Here is a 21029-nt window from a genome sequence, read left to right on the forward strand (position 1 = left end):
GCCCCGCGAGGAGCAGCAGCGGCAGGAGCTCGGCACCGGTGTAGGCAAGGCTCCCGGTCCCCGCGCCGTTGCCGGCCGCACCGGCACCGGCACCGCCCGCACCGCCAGCACCGCCTGCGCCGCCGGGGGCCCCCGGCGTACCGGGCGTACCCGGCGTACCCGGCGTGCCCGGGTCGGTCGGGTCGACCGGTGCCGCTGCGACCGCGAAGGTCACCGCGGCGGGGTCGCTCACGAGCGTGCCGATCGTCTCGACCGCCTCGGCCTCGTGGTCACCGACGGCGACCCCGGGGAACGTGACCGTCCACGTGCCGTCCTCGCCCGCGACGGTCGACTGCGTGCCCTCGTCGTCACCGTCGAGCGTGACGTCGACGTCGGCGCCCGGCTCCGCGGTGCCCGTGACCGGCACCGAGGTGGTGTCGTCGTCCGCCGGGACCGTGTAGTCCGTCCCGTCCTCGGGCGAGGTGATGGCGATGCCCGCGAACGGGTCCGCCTGCACGGTCGCCGTCGCGAGGTCGACGGTCGCCAGGTCCGCCGCCGGCAGGAGCTGCACGCGGACGGCCCGGACCGTGGTGGCCCCGGTGTCGTCGGCGGTCGGCTCGGTGAACGCCGGGGCGGTCTGCGAGTTGATCGTGACGGAAACGAGCTGGTTCACGACGTCGAGCAGCGGGTCGAGCGCCGTGACGGTCGACGTGATGGTGGTGAGCAGGGTCTGCACGGTGTCCGCCACGAAGTCCCCGCCGAGCACGTCGCCGAGGATGCCGGTCAGCGCCGGGACGATGGTCGAGCCGAGCAGCGGCTGCAGCAGCGGGTCGAGCGTGCCGAGCACCGGGCCGAGGATCCCGTCGCCGGTGACCGTGAGCGTGGCGCCGTCACCGGTGCCGAGCAGGTCCCCGACGGTGGTGTCGACCGTGAGGGTCAGCCCCGCCACGCCGGCTCCGAGCAGGTCGACGCCGGTGTCCACGACGAGCTGCACGTCGGCGACGTCCAGGGCGTTCGTGAGCGTCGTGGTGAGGAGTGCCGGCAGCTGCTCGGTCAGGATGTCCGAGATCGCGCCGGTGATCTGCGCGTTGATCGTCGCGTCGTCGAGCAGCGTGGTGTTCGCCGGCAGGTCGTTCAGCGTGTAGAGCTGCGCGAGGTCGATCGTGACCACGCCCGAGGACAGGTCGATCGTGACCGGTCCGTCGGTGAGCGGCTGCTGCGTCACGGTGGCGAGCGCACCCTGCAGGTCCACGTCGGCGGTGAGCTGGGCGGTGGTGTCGTCGAGCGTCAGGACCCCGAGCCCGAGGGTGTTCACGGCGTCGGTCACCGGGTCGAGCAGCGCCGCGGTGAGGTCGGTGGTGAGACCGTCCTCGCCGATCGCCGCGTTCACGGTGTCGTCGGTGGTGCCGAGCGTCGTGTCCAGCGACGTCACGAGCTGCTGGACGGCGGGGCTGACGAGCCGGACCTGTGCGCCGGCGACCTGGTAGTCGGTGGTGACGTCCGGAGCGCCGAACGTCCGCGTCGCCTCGGCCCGGGCGGACAGGGCGCCGAGCCCGACCGAGAGCTCGCTCACGACGCCGTCGACGTCGAGGTCGCCGAGCAGCGGGGTGAGGTTCACGGTGGCGCCGGTGCCGGGGGTGCCCGGACCGACCTGGATCGCGCCGTCCGCGCCGACGGCTCCGGCGGCCGCGACCGCCGAGGCGGTGTCCGTGCTCGCGACCTGGCCGGCGACGCCGACGTTCACGAGACCGTTCTGGCCGAGCAGCTGGATGCCCCCGGGGACGTTGATCCCGATGCTGTTCAGCACCGAGAGGTCGAGCGGGTCGGACTGCCCGGCGGTCGCCCCGCCGGGAGCGGTCGCGCCGAAGGACCCGGCGAGCGCCGCGACGCTGTCGAGGTCGACGGAGCCGCTGCCGGAGAGCAGACGACCCTCGGCCTGGGTCGCGTCGGTCGCAGCGGCGTGTGCGGGGAGGGCTGCTCCCCCGATGATCACGGCCGCGACGGTGGCCGTGGCGCCCGCGCGGAGCGCGAAGCGTGTTGCAGTGCGTGGCATGGTGCCTCTTCCTCCAGGCGGAGGTCGTCCGCCTGCTGATCCGTCCCCCGCTGGTGGGGCGGGAGATCCGACGGGCGCGCTGGTGGGGCGGCCCGGAGTCACGTGTGCGCGTCGTGCTGCGCGCGGGCGCGGCTATCCGGGGTGATCACCCCCGGTGAGGCGGGGAGCGGTGCAGGCAGCGTCCACGGACGGGCGCATCGATCGTGCGCGCATCGTTCGTCCTCGTGCCATGTCCTGATCCCCCCGGGTGGGCTCGGCTGCGTCGTCGAGCTGAGGATGAGCGGTTGGTGAGACCGCGTTTCCTGTGCAATCTACAAGGGGGGTCCCCCGTCGTGGCGATACCCCCGTTCGGGGCACGCCGTGAGCGGATCAGTTCGAGTGTTGACAGTTAGAGGTCGAACGGTTAGCGTTCTGATCATGACGCAGCAGGCACCCCGGTTCGACACGCCCCTCCAGCAGATGCGCTGGATCGGGTGGGCGCAGCGCAAGGCGGCCGAGGAATGGGTCCGCGAACGCGACCTCACCCAGGAGCAGAGCTTCGTGCTCGGGTACCTGCAGCACACGCCCGGCGCGATCCAGCGCGACATCGCCGACATCACCCGGACGAGTGCGGCCAGCGTCTCGAGTCTCCTGCAGGGACTCGAGCGCCGCGGGCTCGTCGAACGCCGGGCGGACGCCGAGAACGCCCGGACGAAACGGGTCTTCGCCACCGACGAGGGGATCGCCCTCATCGCCGGCTTCGAGGACGCCATGATCGCCCTCGACGACGTCCTGCTCGCGCCGCTCGACGCCCACGAGCGCGCCACCCTGCAGGAGCTCCTGCACAAGGTGACCGCGGAACTGCCGGAACCCACCCGGTGACCTGACCCGCGCCTCCAGGCCCGTCCAGGAGGCGCGACCCACCCCCCACGCGTCGGCACCCGCCGATCGCGTCATCAGTCATGCCCTGCGGCGCCGACCGACGGTCGGCGCGCGCTCCGCCCTGCCCAGAAGGAGGCAGCCATGAGCACCACAGCACCCGACACCGCCGCGGCGAAGAACCGCTGGTACCTGTCCGCCGCACCGATCGGCCGCGCGCTCGTCCACCTGTGCGTCCCGATGGCCGCCGCGATGGTCGTCAGCGCCGTCTACAACGTCATCAACGCCGGCTTCATCGGATCGCAGCACGACACCTCGCTGCTCGCCGCGATCACGTTCGGCACCCCGCTCCTCGGCATCATCATGGCCGTCGGCGGCGTGTTCGGCGTCGGTGGCAGTGCCCTCATGTCGCGCATGCTCGGGGCCTCGGAGCACGATCCCGCCAAGGCCGAGGACATCAAGCGCGTCGCCTCCTTCGCCCTCTGGGGAGCCGTCGTCACCGGTGTGGTCCTCGCCGTGCTCGGCCTGGTGTTCCTGCACCCGCTCGTCGCCGTGCTCGGTGCCGACGCCGCCGCGGTGCCCGCCACGAGCGCGTACGTCTCGGTCATGCTCGCGTTCGTGCCGGTGCTCGCCGCGTCGTTCGCGCTGGAGCAGATCGTCCGGTCCGAGGGGGCGGCACGGCAGGCCATGGTCGGGCTCGTCCTGTCGACCGTCGGCAACCTCGTGTTCGACGTGCTCTTCATCCTCGTGCTGCACTGGGGCGTCGCCGGTGCCGCACTCGCCGTCGGCCTCGGCAACGTCGTGGCGATCGGCTACTGGATCGTCTGGCTCCAGCGGAACAGCGCGAACGTGAGCTTCGCACCGAAGTGGTTCACGCTGCGGGCGGACATCCTCAAGCCGGTGTTCGGTATCGGCTCGAGCGAATTGCTGCAGTCCGGGTTCCTCATCGTGACGACCCTCGTGCTGAACAACCTCGCGGCCGCCTACGGAGACGACCCGCTCGCGGCGATGGGCGTCGCCGTCCGCATCGCCCAGGTCCCGGAGTTCCTCGTGATGGGCGTGACCATCGGCGTGCTGCCGCTGCTCGCCTACGCCTTCGGCAAGGGCGACGCGGTTCGGCTCCGAGCCGCACTCCGCGGTGCCGCGTTCACCGTCGGGACGATCGTCCTGCTGTTCTCCGGCACGGTGTTCGTCTTCCGCGAGCAGGTCTTCACGGTCTTCTCCGGCGACCACTCGGTGCTCGCGATCGGCCTGACCATCCTCACGGCGCAGCTCGTCGCCACGATCGTGAACGGGTTCACCGGGCTGCTGACCTCGCTGTTCCAGGCCACCGGGATGGTGCTGCCGGCCATGGTGCTGTCGATGGCGCAGGGCGTGCTGTTCATCCCGATCGTGATCGTCGGGAACCTGTGGTTCGGGCTTGCCGGGATCATCTGGGCACTGACCGTGACCGAGGTGCTCGTGTTCGTCGCGGCGCTGGTGCTCTGGCTCGCCTCGCGCGGGCGGATCGCCCGCGGCCTCGCCGAGGGCTCGCCGGAGCGGGCGGACGCCACGCTCGAGGAGGCGGCGGCGGTCTGACGGGACGCCACGACGGACGGGAGGCGCGGTGCCGGCTGGCACCGCGCCTCCCGTCCGTCTGGCGCGTCAGCGGCGCGGCAGCGGTCGGTTCAGAGCTGCTCGCCGAGGAAGTCCGCGTAGGACGGCTCGTCCCACGTCGGCCCGACCGCGCGGAGCGTCTCGTCCGCGCCGCCGAGGCGCGCGGCGAGCAGGCCGGCGATGTCCTCGGGCGAGCGCATGCCGTGGCGGTGCCAGTCCTCCTGGCGACGGGCGGTCACGCGAGCACCAGCTCGACGACGGAGACGGCCAGCGGGCCGCGGGGGGTGCGGGGTGACCCGACGAACAGTTCGACGGGGTGCGAGAACGCGTGGACAGTGGCGGTCACGTCGACCAGCCCTTCGTCGGAGTGATGCGCACTCCGGATCCGATCGGACCGTCCCGTTGCGCCAGACCCCGCAGACCGCGAGGAGCATCAAAGGCGACGGAACCCTGAGTCGGTCCGATGTCCCCCAGCGTACTGTCGCGCGACCGTCGGCACGAGAACCGTCCGGAACGCGCACCGGGCGCCCGCCGCCACGTCCTCATCGGATCTCGGACGACGCCGAGCCGTGACCGACGCCGCCCCGGCCGGATCGCCGTCGCCCCGGTACGGTGGGCGGGCACACCCGTACCCCGAGGAGCCCCATGCCCCTGTTCGGCACCCCGCAGCCCCCGCACTCCGACGCACCGCCGAGCCAGGTGGCGAAGCAGTGGTCCGACTCGTTCGGCGCTCTGGCCACCCGCTGCCTGCAGATCATCGTCGTGCTCGTCGTCGTCATCGGCATCGTCTACGCCGCCGCCACGCTCAGCGTCGTCACGATCCCGGTGCTGCTCGCCCTCATCATCGCGTCGGCCATGCACCCCGTCGTGTCCTGGCTGCGGCGGCACCGGGTGCCGTCCGTGCTCGCGACCCTCGCGGTCCTGATCGGCGTGCTGGTCGTGCTCGGCCTCGTCGGCTGGCTCATCGTCGTGGCCGTCATCTCGCAGTGGCCCGATCTGCAGAAGTCGGCCCTGAGCGGGTTCGACCAGCTCCAGGACTTCGCGTCGACGCTGCCGATCTCGATCGACCAGTCGCAGATCGACGATGCCGTGAAGGGCATCCAGGACTTCGTCACCAGCTCGCAGTTCGGTTCCGGCGCGCTCGCGGGGGCATCGGCCACGGCGAACTTCCTCACCGGCCTCGTGCTGATGATCGTGGTGCTGTTCTTCTTCCTCAAGGACGGTCCGGCCATCTGGGAGTTCCTCCTCCGTCCCTTCACCGGTGCCCGCTACGACCGTGCTCGCCGGGTGGGTGACCGGGTCGTGCAGACGCTCGGCGGCTACGTCCGCGGGACCGCCACCGTCGCCGCGGTGGACGCGATCGGCATCGGCGTCGGCATCACGATCGTCGGGGTGCCGCTCGCGCTGCCCCTCGCCGTCGTCGTGTTCATCACGGCGTTCATCCCGATCGTCGGTGCGACCGCGGCCGGCATCCTCGCCGCCCTCGTCGCCCTCGTCGCGCTCGGCCCCGTCCAGGCGCTGATCGTCGTCGGCATCGTCGTCCTCGTGAACCAGCTCGAGGGCAACCTGCTCCAGCCCGTCCTGATGGGCAAGACGCTCAAGCTGCACGGCCTCGTCATCCTGATCGGCCTGACCGCCGGCACGGTGCTCGCGGGCATCACCGGCGCGATCATCTCGGTGCCGCTGCTCGCCGCCGCGTGGGGCGTCGTGCAGGTGTGGGACGGGCCCGACAAGCCGGCGCGCCCGTGGCGGCAGAAGCGCGTGGAGTCCGCCGAGGCGCGCTGACGCGCGCGGCGGCTTTCCGCCGCGTGTTCGACGTTCCGCCAGTCGATCGACAGGCGGAATGTCGAACGATGTACGCGCATCTGATGCACGCGCACACTCCGACGAACCACGTGTCGATCGACGCGTGTGACGTCGCAGAGAAGGGGGCCTCCGCACGTGGCGGAGGCCCCCTTCGTCGTGGTGCAGACCGGGGTCAGTCGGTGCCGGAGTCGAACGCCGCACCCTCGGACGCGAGATCCGTCGCACGACCGAGCGCGTCATCGGCATCCGAGGTGACGACCGCGCCGCCGAGGATCTCCTCCGACTCACCCGACTCGAGCTCGCCGACGAGGTCGCCCGTCGCCCCGCCGATGAGCCCGGCTGCGGCGTACTGCTCGAGGCGTGCCCGCGAGTCGGCGATGTCGAGGTTGCGCATGGTCAGCTGGCCGATGCGGTCGTCCGGGCCGAACGCGGCGTCGCCGACACGCTCCATCGAGAGCTTGTCCGGGTGGTACGACAGCGCCGGGCCCGTGGTGTCGAGGATCGTGTAGTCGTCGCCGCGACGCAGGCGCAGCGTGACCTCGCCCGTGACGGCCGAGGCGACCCAGCGCTGCAGCGACTCACGCAGCATGAGGGACTGCGGGTCGAGCCAGCGCCCCTCGTACATGAGGCGACCGAGACGGCGACCCTCGGTGTGGTACGACGCAACGGTGTCCTCGTTGTGGATCGCGTTGAGCAGGCGCTCGTAGGCGATGTGCAGCAGTGCCATGCCCGGCGCCTCGTAGATGCCGCGGCTCTTCGCCTCGATGATGCGGTTCTCGATCTGGTCGGACGCGCCGAGGCCGTGGCGGCCACCGATCGCGTTCGCCTCGTAGACGAGCGCCACGGCGTCGGCGTACTCGACACCGTTGATCGCGACGGGGCGACCGGCCTCGAAGCGGACGCTCACGACCTCGGTGGCGACCTCGACGTCGTCACGCCAGGCGGCGACGCCCATGATCGGCTCGACGATGTCCAGGCCGCTCGAGAGCTCCTCGAGGCTCTTCGCCTCGTGCGTGGCGCCCCAGATGTTCGCGTCGGTCGAGTAGGCCTTCTCAGTGGAGTCGCGGTACGGGAAGCCCCGGGCGACGAGCCACTCGCTCATCTCCTTGCGGCCGCCGAGCTCCTCGACGAACTCGGAGTCGAGCCACGGCTTGTAGACGCGCAGCCGCGGGTTCGCCATCAGGCCGTAGCGGTAGAACCGCTCGATGTCGTTGCCCTTGTACGTGGAGCCGTCGCCCCAGATGTCGACGCCGTCCTCCTTCATGGCGCGGACGAGCATCGTGCCCGTCACGGCACGACCGAGGGGCGTCGTGTTGAAGTAGGTCTTGCCGCCGGAGCGGATGTGGAAGGCACCGGTCTGCAGGGCGACGAGGCCCTCTTCCACGAGGGCGCTCTTCGCGTCGACGAGTCGGGCGATCTCGGCACCGTACTCGTGGGCACGACCGGGGACGGCGTCGATGTCCGGCTCGTCGTACTGGCCGATGTCGGCCGTGTACGTGCAGGGCACCGCTCCCTTCTCGCGCATCCAGGCGACCGCGCAGGAGGTGTCGAGACCTCCGGAGAACGCGATGCCGACTCGTTCGCCGACGGGGAGACTGCTCAGGACCTTGGACACGACGTCAATCGTACGGGGAGTCCAGCCGGTACATCGACGCGAGAAGTGCCCCTGGCCGGCGCCGCAGGGACTCGAACCCCTGCGACCTGCTGGTGCCCCTGGCCGGCGCTGCAGGGACTCGAACCCCTGCGACCTGCTGGTGCCCCTGGAGGGACTCGAACCCCCAACCGTTTCCTTAGGACGGAACTGCTCTTCCATTGAGCTACAGAGGCTGGCCCACCCACTCTAGCGGCGGAACGGCTCCAGGAAAGCCCGGAGCTCGTCGACGAACAGCCCCGGCTGCTCGAACGCCGCGAAGTGCCCGCCCCGGTCGAGTTCGTGGTGGTACACGAGGTTCGTCGTCCGCTCGAGCCACTCCTTCGGCGCCCGCACGAGGTCCCGCGGGAAGATCGAGAACCCGGACGGCACCTCGACCCGACGCTCGAGCTGCGCCACCGGCACCGCCGCGTTCGCGTGGTACATCCGCATCGCCGACCCGATCGTCGCCGTGGCCCAGTACTCGGTGAGCAACGCCAGGACCTCGTCCCGCGTGTACACCGACCAGAGGCCCCCGCCGCAGTCGCTCCACGAGCGGAGCTTCTCGACGATCCACGCCGCGAGCCCGGCGGGAGAGTCGTTCAGGCCGACCGCCGCGGTCTGCGGCTTGGTCCGGTGCATCATCGCGTAGGCGCCTTCGTCGGTACGCCACCGCTCGGTCTCGGCGACGAAGGCACGCTCCGCCTCGGACAGCGTCGACGGGTCGAGCCCGGGCCAGGCGAGCCCGCCGTCGATCCGGTGCACGGCGACGACCCGCTCGGGGTGGTCGAGCGCGAGGTACCGCACGACGTGCGTGCCGATGTCCCCACCGGACACCGCGAACCGCTCGTACCCGAGGTCGGTCATCAGCGTCGCCCACATCCCGGCGACGGCTCGTGCGTCGATCGGCTGCGGCGGTGCGTCGGAGAACCCGTAGCCGGGCATGTCCGGCACGATCACGTCGAACCCGGCGTCGACGAGCATCGGCAGGACCTTGCGGTACCGCCACCCGGAGTCCGGCCAGCCGTGCGCGAGCAGCACGGGGAGCGCACCCGGCGTCGCCGCGCGGGCGTGCAGCACGTGGATGCCGGTACCGTCCACCTCGACCCGGCGGGACGGCAGTGCGGCGAGTGCCGCCCGGTGCGCGTCGAAGTCGAACCCGTCTGCCCAGTACTCGACGAGCGGGCGCAGCTCGTCGACGTCGATGCCGAGCGACCACCCGGTCCCGGCGGGCGCGTCCGGCCAGCGGGTCGCGCGCAGGCGCGCACGCAGGTCGTCGATCGTCGCGTCGTCGATCTCGGGGGTCTCCGTCATGGCGGCACGCTACGCCCGCCCACCGACAGCCGGTCGCCACGGCCGACACGGTCCTGGTCCGTCACGGCGTCAGCCGCGCGGTACCGCTACGCGGCCACCAGGTACTCGTCCCACTCGGACTGCGGACGCTCGATGCCCCGGACCACCCACGAGGAGCCGTGCGGCGCCTTCGGGCGGAAGCGGAGCCGCCACCCCATCTCCTGCGGGGTGCGGTCGCCCTTGGTGTTGTTGCACGCCAGGCAGCAGGCGACGAGGTTCTCCCACGAGTCCTCGCCCCCGCGCGAGCGAGGCTGCACGTGGTCGATCGTGGTGGCGTGTCGATCGCAGTACGCGCACCGGTTGGCGTCCCGGCGGAGGACGCCCCGGCGCGACACCGGCACGAGTCTCGAGTGCGGGATGCGGACGTACCGGGTGAGGATGATGACGGACGGACGGTCGTAGGTCGACGTCGACCCCGTGACCGGGTGGTCGAGGTCGGCGGCGACGATGGCGGCCTTCTGGTTCATGACCAGCACGAGGGCCCGACGGAACGAGATCACCGCGAGGGGCTCGTAACCGGCGTTGAGGACGAGAGTGCGCATGGGTTCCCTTCCGACGTGCCTGGACGGCTTCCAGGCTGTGCGGGTGCGTCGGACCGGGGTACCGCGCAGGTGACCTCCGCTCGCGCGAACGGCCCCTGAACCACGAAGAGCACCACCCGGATGGGCAGTGCTCACGTCATGCAGGGGCGTGCTCGTGCACGCAGGCGGTGGTCGACCATATGTCGACGTGCGCGCGCCGACCCATGGTGCGGGTCGTGCGGAACGCTGACATGGGGTCTCCCTGCTCGGACCGTTCGGGCCGGTGCACGGTCAGGGTACGTCAGAAACCGGCCCGGCACGAGAGTGCACGGGCCGGTTCCGGCGATGTTCACGGGATCGATGCCCGCGGTCTGCGTCAGATGCCGAAGCGGACGATGTGGTAGTCGCTGGTCCAGATCGGGCGGATCGACACGGAGCCACCGGGCTTCGGCGCGTCCATGATCATGCCGTTGCCCATGTAGAAGCCGTCGTGCGCCTCGTTGTTGAAGATGACGACGTCACCCGGCTGCGCCTCGGACTCGGGGATCGTGGTGCCGGCCTGGTCCTGCAGCGGCACGGAGTGCGCGAGGTTGATGCCGTACTGCGCGTACACGAACATGACGTAGCCAGAGCAGTCGAAGCCCGACGGGTCCGCGCCGCCGAAGACGTACGGGGTGCCGATGTACTGCTTGGCGGTGGCGACCACGGCCGGCAGCGAGAACGGAGTGTTCGCGGCGGTCGAGGAGGCGACGTAGTCGGAAGCGCTCGGGCCCGTGTACGACGCGTACTGCGAGGCGGTCTGCACGCGGGCGGCCTGGGTGGCCGCGGCCTGCTCGGACGCCTGCTTCGCCGCGGCGTCGGCGGCCTTCTGCGCTGCCTCGGCGTCGAGCGTGGACTGCGCCGTCGCGCCGTAGCCGTCGCGGCTCGTGCCGGCGAGGGCGACCGCGTCGGAGACGGAGAAGTTCTGGGCCTCGGTCGTGCGGACCTGGCGCTGCGCGGTCGCGGCGTCCGTCCCGGTCGACTGCTGCGTCGCGGCGAACGCCGGGGCGACCGCGACGGTGCCGAACATGCCCGCGGCCACGGTCAGGACGACCGGCGCGAGGAAGCGGCGCTTGCGGGCCGACGAGCTCGCCTTGGTGGAGGCGGCGGTACGCGCGGCCTGGGCGGCACGACGGCCGCCGGGGAGCGGAGCGTCGCGCACCGGGGTGACGGCGCGGGCTGCTCGGCGCGAGAGGGGGGCGTCGGTGGCGTTCGCGGTGTTCGTCGGGTTCGCGGGCGTCTGGTCGTCCGCGGCGGAACCGGTCTGCGTCAAGGGTGTCTCCGGCGTCTCGTCACCACTGCCAGCGGGGGTGATCGCCGACCGTGCAACCCCATCCGTTCGTCATCGTTTCCGATCGAGACAGGAGACGGGTTCGAGACGTCCTGTCACGGGTCCTGGGCCTCGTGGGTGGCCGGCGGACTCGTCGAGTGTACGTGCCGACCGTTACCTTGTCGAGATGAAACCGCCGCTTTGTAACGAATCGGTAAAGAAGCCCTGATCAGGCCACAGAAACGCGCCCCGCCCCAGTTTCGGGGGCAGACGGGTCAGGAGCGCTCGATGTAGACGTGCTGCGCGACCTCGGTCGGGAGCTCGATGCCCGCGTCCTCGCCGTCGACACGCACGGCGACGTAGGCCCCTGCGCGCTGCACGCTCGCGACCCGGCCGGGCATGACACCGGCGGACCGCAGCTGGTGGAGGAGCTCCGGTTCGAACTGCACGGGCTCGCCCAGGCGGCGGATGACCCCGGTCGCGACGGCGTCGGTGCCCTCGGTCGCGGCGACGATGTTCTGCACGCCGTCGAGGAAGCCGGGTGCGGCCGGGCCGCCGATCTCGGCGAGTCCCGGGATCGGGTTGCCGTACGGCGACTCGGTCGGGTTGCCGAGCATCTCGAGCAAGCGGACCTCGACCTGCTCGCTCATCACGTGCTCCCAGCGGCATGCCTCGTCGTGGACGAACGCCCAGTCGAGACCGATGACGTCGGAGAGCAGGCGCTCGGCGAGCCGGTGCTTGCGCATCACGTGCGTCGCGCGCGAGCGTCCTTCGTCGGTGAGTTCGAGGTGCCGGTCGCCCGAGACGACGACGAGTCCGTCGCGCTCCATGCGGGCGATGGTCTGCGAGACGGTGGGGCCCGAGTGACCGAGGCGCTCCGAGATGCGTGCGCGCAGCGGCACGATCGCCTCTTCCTCGAGGTCGAGGATGGTGCGAAGGTACATCTCCGTGGTGTCGACGAGATCGGTCACGGTCCGCCTCTCATGTCTGGGCCCAGCGCGCCCCACCCTACTTGTTCGAGGCGACATGGAATGACCAACACTTGCAAGGTGCAAGAAAGTCCGTGCGCGATGCGGCCAGGAGGCGCGGCGTCGGCCCGCCCCGTCCGGCCGGTACACGGTCACTCGCGCTGGGATACCGCTCGTTAGGATCGGTGCATGGCAGACATCGTCATCCCCGCCGAGCTCCTCCCGACCGATGGCCGATTCGGCTGCGGACCGTCCAAGATCCGTGGCGCGCAGCTCGAGTCCCTCGTGACCCGCGGCGCGACGATCCTCGGCACGTCCCACCGCCAGAAGCCCGTCAAGGACCTCGTGGGCAGCGTCCGCGCCGGCCTCGGCGACCTGTTCGACCTCCCAGAGGGCTACGAGGTCGTCCTCGGCAACGGCGGCTCGACCGCGTTCTGGGACGCCGCCGCGTTCGGGCTCATCGAGCGCCGGGCCGAGAACCTGTCCTTCGGCGAGTTCGGCTCGAAGTTCGCCAAGGCCGCCGGCGCCCCCTGGCTCGAGGCGCCGCACGTGGTCGAGGCCCCCGGCGGATCCCTCGCCCCGCTCGAGATCGTCGAGGGCGTGGACGTCTACGCCTACCCGCACAACGAGACCTCGACGGGTGTCATGGCGCCGGTCGTCCGCGCCGCCGGGGACGCCGGCGCCCTCACCGTCGTCGACGCCACGAGCGCCGCCGGTGGTGCCGCGTTCGACGTCAGCGCCACGGACGTCTACTACTTCGCCCCGCAGAAGAACTTCGCCTCGGACGGTGGCCTCTGGCTCGCGCTGTTCTCCCCCGCGGCGATCGAGCGTGTCGAGCGCATCGCCGCGAGCGGCCGGTACATCCCCGAGTTCCTCTCGCTCAAGAACGCCGTCGACAACTCGCGGCTGAACCAGACGCTGAACACCCCGGCGCTCGCGACCCTGATCCTCCTCGACGACCAGGTCCGCTGGATCAACGAGTCCGGCGGGCTCGCCTGGGCCGACACCCGCACGAAGACCTCGTCGTCGACGCTCTACGACTGGGCGGAGTCGGTCGACTACGCGACGCCGTTCGTGACCGACCCCGCAGCCCGGTCGCAGGTCGTCGCCACGATCGACCTCGACGACTCGATCGACGCCAAGGCCGTCGCCGCGACGCTGCGCCAGAACGGGATCGTCGACACGGAGCCGTACCGGAAGCTCGGCCGCAACCAGCTCCGCATCGCGACCTTCACGGCGATCGACCCGGACGACGTCGCGAAGCTCGTGCAGGCGATCGACTTCACGGTGAGCGCCCTGCGCTGACGCGGTCGGTCCGCACGACAGGAGGCGCGGTGCCAGCTGGCACCGCGCCTCCTGTCCGTCCGGGGACCGGTCGGTCGCCCGTCAGGCGCGGTGGTGCTCCGGGTCGACCTCGCCGGCGTCCAGCCGGTCGACCTCGAGGTCGGCGTCCGGGTCGACCGGGCGCACCCGCTGGGTGCGACGGCGGCCCCGGGCCGGCTCGGCCGGTGCGACCTGCTGGTCTGTGTCGTCGGTGTCCGCGTCGTCGGTGTCGTCGTCGGAGTCGTCGGTGTCGTCCTCGGACCCGTCCAGCTCGTCGACGTCCACACCGTCGATGTCGTCGTCGTCCGGCTCGTCGAGGTCGTCCTCGTCGGCGTCGAAGTCGTCCTCGTCGTCCGCTTCGTCGTCGTCGGACTCGTCGTCGTCCGAGTCGTCGTAGTCGGCGTCCTCGTCCGCGTCGTCCTCGTCGCCGTCGAATTCCTCGTCGTCGTCCTCGTCGGACTCGTCGTCGTGCTCGCCCTCGGCACCGTCGGTGTCCTGGCCGGCCCGGTACTCGGCGAGCCGCTCGGACCACGGCACCCAGTCGGGCGCCAGCAGCGAGCCGTCACCAGGCATGAGCTCGACCTCGAGCACGGTCGGCTCGTCACCGGACACCTGGGCGATCGAGACGGTCCAGCGCCAGCCGGGGTACCCGGCCATGCGGTTGGCGAACAGCACCGAGACGACGCCGTCGCCCTCGTCGACGGTCCCGGCGAACGCGCCGACGGTCGACTCGGGGGTCACCTCGAGCAGCGCCGTGCGGGCGAGCGCGGTGAGGTCCTCGGAAGGAGCAGGAGCAACAGGGGAGGTATCGGTCATCACGCGTCCAACTGGTCAGCGACGTGCCGCAGGATCGCAGCGATTCGGGTGCCGTTCTTCGGGTACCGGCCGTGCCGGAAGTCCCCGCTGATCCGGTCGAGCTCCTTCACGAGGTCCTCGACGATCACGGCCATGTCGTCCGCCGATCGTCGCGACATCTTCGCGAGGGACGGCTGCGGGTCGAGGAGCCGCACGGACAGCGCCTGCGACCCCTTCTTCCCTTGGACGACGCCGTACTCGAGCCGCGAACCGGCCTTCACCGACGTGACGCCGTCGGGGAGCGAGGACGCGTGCAGGAAGACGGGTTCGCCGTCGTCGCCGGTGATGAACCCGAACCCCTTCTGGTCGTCGTAGAACTTGACCTTGCCGGTGGGCATTCGTCGGTCTCCTCGTGATCGTGGAACGGCCGTGGTGCGTCGGATATCCTGGGTCGATGGCCAACCCGACCCGGTCCACCGGGAACACGCAGGACTCCGCGGAACCCCCGGTGACGTTCAATCGTACCGAACGCGCCCTCGCGTTCATGGTCGGCGGGATCTTCATCGCCGCCTTCCTCTGCATGGCCGCCATGATCGTGATGTGGCTGACCGTCCCCAGCGCCCAGGGATCGATGCCGTGGCCCGTGATCATGGCGATCCCGCTGGTCGGCTTCCCGATCGGCATGGTGCTCGTGTTCACCCTCCTCGGCATCACCTGGACCCGTCGGGCCCGAGCGAACCGGACGGCGCGCTGAGGACCGCGTCGGACGAGCGCGGCGGACGATGACGACCACCGCAGACCTCGCCGCCCGGCTCCGGGCGATGCCGGACGACGCCCTCGAACGGCTCGTCGTGGCGCGCCGGCTCCCCGCGGCGGTCCTCGCCGAGACCGGCCCGCTGCGCATCTCGGACTTCTTCGACCTCGCCGAGGCGCTCCGTACCGACGACGCGGTCGACGCCGCGATCGAGCACCTGCCCCGTCGGACGCTGCTCGCGCTGCGTGACGGCGCGGGCTCCGCCGACGACCTCGCCCCGGCGGTCGCGCTCGGTCTGGCGGACGAGGACGGCGGCGTCGACGACGCGGTGTCGGCCCGGCTGGCCGCCCACGACGAGACCGCCGGTCTCCCAGGAGGCGCGGATCACCCCCGCCCCGTCGCTCCGGTGGACGAGACGGGCGACGACGAGCGCGCCCGGACGACCGGCGCGGAGCACGCCTTCGCGACGATGACCGTGCTCGCCGAACTCCTGCGGGCGGTGTCCGAGGGCGCGGTGCGCGAGCTCGTGAAGGGCGGCATCGGCACCCCGCTCGCGAAGACGCTCGGCGAGCGTGCCGGCGCGGACCCCGTCGTGGTCCCCGGCCGCCTGGCGCTGCTCGAACGGATCGGGTTCGCGGACACGGGCAACGGGACGTGGGCGACCACGGCGGCGGGCGACGCCTGGCTCGTCGCGAGCTGGCCGGACCGCTGGTCGACGCTGGTGTCGGCATGGCGGGACGCACTCGACCCCGCCGTCCGGAGCGTGCTCGACGTGGCCGGCGACGACCTGCGCGACCTCGTGTCGGCCGGCCGGTGGGCGTACCCGGCGGGCTCGCGCTGGCTCGACGCGGTGCTGCTCGACGTCGCGGGCACCGCGGCCGCACTCGGGCTCACGGTCGACGGCCGCGTGACGAGCACCGGCCGTGCACTGCTGGACGGGGACCCGGCCCCCGCTGCGGAGGACCTCCCCCGCACGGTCGACGCCGTGTACCTGCAGCACGACCTCACGGTCATCGCACCGGGGCCGCTCGCGCCGGTCGACGACGCCGCGCTCCGGACCGTCGCCGTGCTCGAGGCACCGGGTCTCGCCGCCCGGTACCGCATCTCCGAGGACTCGCTCCGCCGCGCGTTCCGGGCCGGCCACACCCGGCAGGACGTCGTCGCGCTGCTGGAACGGCTGTCCGCGACGGGCCTGCCACAACCGCTCTCCTACCTCGTCGACCAGGTGTCCTCGCGGGACGGCAGCATCGTGGTCGACGTCGGCGCCGACGGGGTCGGCGCCCGCGTGCACGGCACGCCGGACCAGCTCGACCTCATCGGGGTGGACGCCGAGCTCCGGCAGCTGGCGTGGGAGCGCAGCGACCTGGCCACCCTGCTGACCCGCTACCCGCCGCACGTCGTCCACACGGCGCTCGAGGACCAGCGCTACCCGGCCGTCCTGACGGCCGCAGCCCGCCCGGCGACGGGATCCGTTCCTCCAGGCCGTCGACGCACCACCGGACGCAACCCGGAGCAGGCGGCGCACGCACTCGTGGAACGGCTCCGCGTCACCACCGAGCGCGGCGAGGCCGAGCCCGAGCAGGAGTGGCTGGGGCGGCAGATCGACCTCGCCGTCCGAGGACGCACGCCGATCCGCCTGACGGTGCGCATGCCGGACGGCTCCGAGCGACCGTTCTCGATCGTGCCGACCTCGGTCGCCGCCGGACGCGTGCGGGGACGCGACACGGCCGTCGACGTCGAGCGGACGCTCCCGCTCTCCCTCGTGGTGGCTGTGGAGAGCGACGCCTGATCCACAGGTGAGCCGATCCGCGCTGGTTCGCAGCCGAGCGGCCTAGGCTGATCCGTCATGAACGGACCGCTGATCGTGCAGAGCGACCGCACCGTGCTCCTCGAGGTGGCGCACCCCGACGCCGAGGACGCACGGCACGACCTCGCGGTGTTCGCCGAGCTCGAACGCGCGCCGGAACACGTGCACACGTACCGCATCACCCGGCTCGGCCTGTGGAACGCGCGGGCGGCCGGGCACGACGCGGAGAGCATGATCCACACGCTCGAGCACTTCGCGAAGTTCCCCGTCCCGCAGAGCGTCACGGTGGACATCCGCGACACCGTGGCACGGTACGGCCGACTCGTCATCCGGCGCGAAGAGCGTCCGGACGCGCCGGCGATCGCGAACTCCCCGGCCGAAGAGCTCGAGCGCCAGCCGGTCCTGCTCCTCACCGCGTCCGAACCCACGGTCCTCGCCGAAGTCATCCGCTCGAAGCGGATCAAGCCGCTGCTGGGCGACATGCGCTCCCCGGAAGAGGTCGAGCTGCTCCCGTGGGCACGGGGGCAGATCAAGCAGGAGCTCGTGAAGCTCGGCTGGCCGGCCGAAGACCTCGCCGGGTACACGCCCGGGCAGCCGCACCCGATCGACCTCGACACCGACGACTGGCACCTGCGTCCCTACCAGGAACAGGCGGTCGACACGTTCTTCGCGCAGGGCTCCGGCGTCGTCGTGCTGCCCTGTGGTGCCGGCAAGACGCTCGTGGGCGCCGGGGCGATGGCGACGGTCAAGGCGACGACGCTCATCCTCGTGACGAACACCGTCTCGGCCCGGCAGTGGCGATCCGAGCTGCTGCGCCGGACCACCCTCACCGAGGACGAGATCGGCGAGTACTCGGGCAGCGTGAAGGAGATCCGTCCGGTCACGATCGCGACGTACCAGATCCTCACCGCCCGTCGGAAGGGCGAGTACACGCACTTGTCGCTCCTCGACGCCCTCGACTGGGGACTCATCGTCTACGACGAGGTGCACCTGCTGCCGGCGCCGGTCTTCAAGCTGACCGCCGACCTCCAGGCCCGGCGGCGACTCGGGCTCACGGCGACCCTCGTGCGCGAGGACGGGCGCGAGGGCGACGTCTTCTCGCTCATCGGGCCGAAGCGCTACGACGCCCCGTGGAAGGAGATCGAGGCGCAGGGGTACATCTCCCCCGCCGCCTGCTGCGAGGTGCGCATCGACCTGCCGCACCAGGACCGCCTCGAGTACGCGGCGTCCAGCGACGACGAGCGGTACCGGCTCGCGGCGACCTCGCCGGCGAAGACCCCGGTGGTGCGCGAGCTCATCGAGAAGCACCGCGGCGAGCAGATCCTCGTGATCGGGCAGTACATCGACCAGCTCGACTCGCTCGCCGAGTCCCTGGACGCCGCCGAGATCACCGGCTCGACCCCCGTCGACGAGCGGGAGCGGCTCTACCAGGCCTTCCGCGAGGGGTCGATCGACGTGCTCGTCGTCTCGAAGGTCGCGAACTTCTCGGTCGACCTGCCCGACGCGACGGTGGCGATCCAGGTGTCCGGCTCGTTCGGATCCCGTCAGGAAGAGGCCCAGCGACTCGGCCGACTCCTCCGCCCGAACAAGGACGGGCTGCCCGCGTCGTTCTACACGCTCGTCACGCGGGACACGGTCGACCAGGACTTCGCGCAGAACCGGCAGCGGTTCCTCGCGGAGCAGGGGTACTCCTACACGATCCTCGACGCCGACCAAGTCCAGGCGGTCGTGGGCTGACGCACCAACCGCTCTCAGGAAACCACTAGGGAACGGTCAGAAGATAGGACCATGAGCGATGGCCCCAAGATCCTGATCGTCGACGACGAGCCGAACATCCGCGACCTCCTGACGACCTCGCTGCGTTTCGCCGGCTTCGCCGTGCGCGCGGTGGGCAACGGAGCACAGGCGATCTCCGCCGTGCTCGAGGAAGAGCCGGACCTGATCATCCTCGACGTCATGCTGCCCGACATGAACGGCTTCGGCGTCACCAAGCGCCTGCGGTCGTCGGGCTACACCTCCCCGATCCTGTTCCTCACCGCCAAGGACGACACCGAGGACAAGATCACCGGTCTCACCGTCGGCGGCGACGACTACGTCACGAAGCCGTTCTCCCTCGACGAGATCGTGGCCCGCATCAAGGCGATCCTCCGTCGCACGATGAACGACGAGGAAGACGCGATCATCCGCGCCGGCGAGCTCACGATGGACCAGGACACGCACGAGGTCACGATCGGCGACGCGCAGATCGAGCTCTCCCCGACCGAGTTCAAGCTGCTCCGCTACCTCATGCTCAACCCGAACCGCGTGCTGTCGAAGGCGCAGATCCTCGACCACGTGTGGGAGTACGACTTCAACGGCGACGCCGGCATCGTCGAGTCCTACATCTCCTACCTGCGCCGCAAGCTCGACCAGTACTCGGCCGAGCCGATCATCCAGACCAAGCGCGGGTTCGGCTACATGCTCAAGGCGTCCAAGGCCTCGTAGGTCTCCCGGATCCCTCGGGGTTCGTCTTCACGGCGGTCGTCCGGTTTCACCGGGCGACCGCTGTCTATCGTTGGGGCAGCATGCACACGCGAATGAGCCGCTGGTGGGACGGGATCTCCCTGCGCACCAAGATCACCGGGATCACGGTGCTCCTGGTGGCGCTCGGACTGCTCGTCGCGGGGCTCGGCACGATGACGGTGCTGTCGACGTACCTCATGGCCCAGCTGGACAACAACGTCCGTCAGACGACGGAACAGCTCGAGGGTCAGAACATCAGCGACGGCGAGCAGTACTGCAAGCTCTCCGTCGTCCTCTCGCAGAGCGCGTACGTCGCCGCGTACGACTCCGCCGGCAAGCAGATCTGCCAGACCCCGGCGTCGAGCCGCCCCGACATCCACGAGCTCGACTTCTCCTCCGCGGCGCAGACCAGTTCGCGCTTCTCGCTGTACGACAGCCAGCACAACCACGAGTGGCGTGCGCAGGTCATCCCGGCATCGCTGCAGGACCAGTCGACCGGCACCACGCAGGCCGGGTACGTCCTGGTCGCGGTGTCGAGCGCCGACACCGACCAGACCGTCCTGCGATTCACCGCCATCTTCCTGAGCTTCGGTGCCTCGGTGATCCTGCTCGGCGCCATGCTCACGCGGCTCCTCGTGACGGCGACGTTCGACCCCCTGCGCGACGTCGAGGACACCGCTGCCCGGTTCGCCGCCGGTGACTTCAACCAGCGCCTCGAAGCCGACACCCCCAACACCGAGGTCGGTCGACTGAACCGGTCCCTCAACTCCATGCTCGAGCGCATCGACTCCGCGTTCGAGGACCGGCAGCGCACCATCGACCAGATGCGTCGGTTCGTCGGGGACGCCTCCCACGAGCTCCGCACGCCCCTCGTGTCGCTCCGCGGGTACGCCGAGCTCTACCGGATGGGCGCGCTCCGCAAGGAAGAGGACGTCGCCCAGGCGATGGAGCGCATCGAGAAGGAAGCCCAGCGCATGGGCCTCCTCGTGCAGGACCTGCTGCAGCTCGCCCGCATCGACGAGTCGAAGCCGCTCGAGCTCGGCCCGGTCGACCTCGTCGCCATCGCCCGTGACTCCGCGCTCGACACGATGGCGTCGAACCCCGACCGCGAGATCCAGGTGCTCGTCGAGGACTCGGTGACCGGCGAGAGCGTGCCGCACGCGGTCCGTCCGGCGTCAGCACCCGCCTCGGCCCCTGGTTCCGGCGACGGGCCCCCGGCATCGCCGACGTCCGCGAACACGACCGGCCCCATCGCGTTCTCGCGCCAGACGATCGCGCGACTCCGCGCCCGCCGCACCCGCGCGATGGGTGTCGACGGCACGGCCGCCCCCACCGACGAGACCACCCCGCTGCCCACCGTCGTGCTGCCGAAGCGGCCGCCGATCGTCCTGGCGGAGGAGAACAAGATCCGCCAGATCGTGACGAACCTCATGGGCAACGCCATGCGCTTCACGGAGCACGACGACCCGATCGAGATCGGCATCGGCGTGGACGACGAGCGCGGGATGGCGCACATCGACGTGATCGACCACGGCGAGGGCATCCCGCCGCAGCTGCGCGACAAGATCTTCCAGCGCTTCTGGCGCGCCGACACCTCGCGCGCACGGGACACCGGCGGCTCGGGCCTCGGGCTCGCGATCGTCTCGGGCATCGTCGCGGCGCACCACGGTTCGGTCGAGGTGTTCGACACCGAGGGCGGCGGCGCGACCTTCCGCGTGTGGCTCCCCCTGCTCCCCCGCGACTACGCCGCCCCCGCGCCCGCCGGCGCGTGACGC

The 21029-nt window shown here is 71.1% G+C and carries 18 protein-coding genes and 1 tRNA gene; 9 read left to right on the top strand and 10 right to left on the bottom strand.

Going from position 1 to position 21029, the window contains the following annotated elements:
• Positions 1-2032: choice-of-anchor G family protein (locus tag HWD93_RS16095; protein WP_261647367.1), on the bottom strand; the 2032-nt coding region annotated here is incomplete at its 3' end.
• Between the two features lie 417 nt (positions 2033-2449).
• On the opposite strand from HWD93_RS16095, the gene HWD93_RS16100 reads away from it, so the two are divergent.
• Both HWD93_RS16100 and HWD93_RS16105 read left to right on the top strand, forming a co-directional pair.
• Positions 2450-2893 (top strand): MarR family winged helix-turn-helix transcriptional regulator, encoded by a 444-nt coding sequence (locus HWD93_RS16100; protein ID WP_070417833.1) that lies wholly within the window; start codon positions 2450-2452, stop codon positions 2891-2893.
• A 141-nt stretch (positions 2894-3034) separates the two neighbouring features.
• Positions 3035-4468 (top strand): MATE family efflux transporter, encoded by a 1434-nt coding sequence (locus tag HWD93_RS16105; RefSeq protein WP_261647368.1) that lies wholly within the window; start codon positions 3035-3037, stop codon positions 4466-4468.
• An 89-nt stretch (positions 4469-4557) separates the two neighbouring features.
• Here HWD93_RS16105 and HWD93_RS16110 read toward each other — a convergent pair whose 3' ends face one another.
• On the bottom strand, positions 4558-4725 hold the full coding sequence (locus tag HWD93_RS16110) for a hypothetical protein (protein ID WP_156794831.1): 168 nt from the start codon (positions 4723-4725) through the stop codon (positions 4558-4560).
• A 406-nt stretch (positions 4726-5131) separates the two neighbouring features.
• Between HWD93_RS16110 and HWD93_RS16115 the strand changes: the two genes are divergently transcribed.
• Positions 5132-6271, top strand: a complete 1140-nt coding sequence (locus HWD93_RS16115) for an AI-2E family transporter (protein ID WP_070417831.1) — start codon at positions 5132-5134, stop codon at positions 6269-6271.
• Between the two features lie 193 nt (positions 6272-6464).
• Here the strand turns inward: HWD93_RS16115 and argG are convergent, their stop codons facing one another.
• From argG to HWD93_RS16145, 6 genes are all read right to left on the bottom strand, one after another.
• Positions 6465-7907, bottom strand: coding sequence for an argininosuccinate synthase (argG, locus tag HWD93_RS16120; RefSeq protein WP_070417830.1), 1443 nt, complete (start codon positions 7905-7907; stop codon positions 6465-6467).
• A gap of 137 nt (positions 7908-8044) precedes the next feature.
• Positions 8045-8119 (bottom strand) — tRNA-Arg (locus HWD93_RS16125).
• Positions 8120-8132: 13 nt separating this feature from the next.
• Positions 8133-9236: an epoxide hydrolase family protein gene (locus HWD93_RS16130; protein WP_261647369.1), complete on the bottom strand. Its 1104-nt coding sequence runs from the start codon at positions 9234-9236 to the stop codon at positions 8133-8135.
• 86 nt (positions 9237-9322) lie between these two features.
• Positions 9323-9817: an HNH endonuclease gene (locus HWD93_RS16135; protein ID WP_070417828.1), complete on the bottom strand. Its 495-nt coding sequence runs from the start codon at positions 9815-9817 to the stop codon at positions 9323-9325.
• 355 nt (positions 9818-10172) lie between these two features.
• Positions 10173-11108, bottom strand: coding sequence for a C40 family peptidase (locus HWD93_RS19350; protein WP_306577530.1), 936 nt, complete (start codon positions 11106-11108; stop codon positions 10173-10175).
• A gap of 272 nt (positions 11109-11380) precedes the next feature.
• Positions 11381-12076 carry a metal-dependent transcriptional regulator gene (locus tag HWD93_RS16145; RefSeq protein WP_022906596.1) on the bottom strand — a complete coding sequence of 232 codons (696 nt, stop codon included), beginning with the start codon at positions 12074-12076 and terminating at the stop codon, positions 11381-11383.
• Between the two features lie 186 nt (positions 12077-12262).
• Here HWD93_RS16145 and serC point away from each other — a divergent pair, with 186 nt between their 5' ends.
• Complete coding sequence (gene serC / locus HWD93_RS16150; protein WP_071302082.1) at positions 12263-13378, top strand: phosphoserine transaminase; 1116 nt, start codon at positions 12263-12265, stop codon at positions 13376-13378.
• 81 nt (positions 13379-13459) lie between these two features.
• Here the strand turns inward: serC and HWD93_RS16155 are convergent, their stop codons facing one another.
• Entirely contained in the window at positions 13460-14212 is a 753-nt protein-coding gene (locus HWD93_RS16155; protein ID WP_261647370.1) for a DUF3027 domain-containing protein, read from the bottom strand.
• Entirely contained in the window at positions 14212-14589 is a 378-nt protein-coding gene (locus HWD93_RS16160) for a cold-shock protein (RefSeq protein WP_022906598.1), read from the bottom strand. The genes HWD93_RS16155 and HWD93_RS16160 overlap by 1 nt, the downstream gene beginning before the upstream one ends.
• 56 nt (positions 14590-14645) lie before the next feature.
• Between HWD93_RS16160 and HWD93_RS16165 the strand changes: the two genes are divergently transcribed.
• The 5 genes from HWD93_RS16165 to HWD93_RS16185 all read left to right on the top strand — a co-directional run bounded on the left by HWD93_RS16165 (position 14646) and on the right by HWD93_RS16185 (position 21026).
• On the top strand, positions 14646-14945 hold the full coding sequence (locus HWD93_RS16165) for a hypothetical protein (RefSeq protein ID WP_070417823.1): 300 nt from the start codon (positions 14646-14648) through the stop codon (positions 14943-14945).
• 28 nt (positions 14946-14973) lie between these two features.
• Positions 14974-16734, top strand: a complete 1761-nt coding sequence (locus tag HWD93_RS16170) for a helicase-associated domain-containing protein (RefSeq protein WP_261647371.1) — start codon at positions 14974-14976, stop codon at positions 16732-16734.
• Between the two features lie 57 nt (positions 16735-16791).
• Entirely contained in the window at positions 16792-18489 is a 1698-nt protein-coding gene (locus HWD93_RS16175) for a DNA repair helicase XPB (protein WP_261647372.1), read from the top strand.
• A gap of 51 nt (positions 18490-18540) precedes the next feature.
• Positions 18541-19236: a response regulator transcription factor gene (locus HWD93_RS16180; RefSeq protein ID WP_017888045.1), complete on the top strand. Its 696-nt coding sequence runs from the start codon at positions 18541-18543 to the stop codon at positions 19234-19236.
• An 80-nt stretch (positions 19237-19316) separates the two neighbouring features.
• Positions 19317-21026 (top strand): cell wall metabolism sensor histidine kinase WalK, encoded by a 1710-nt coding sequence (locus HWD93_RS16185; protein ID WP_070417820.1) that lies wholly within the window; start codon positions 19317-19319, stop codon positions 21024-21026.
• Positions 21027-21029 lie beyond the last annotated feature (3 nt).

Source organism: Curtobacterium sp. C2H10 (genome assembly GCF_025407985.1).
Classification (GTDB): domain Bacteria; phylum Actinomycetota; class Actinomycetes; order Actinomycetales; family Microbacteriaceae; genus Curtobacterium.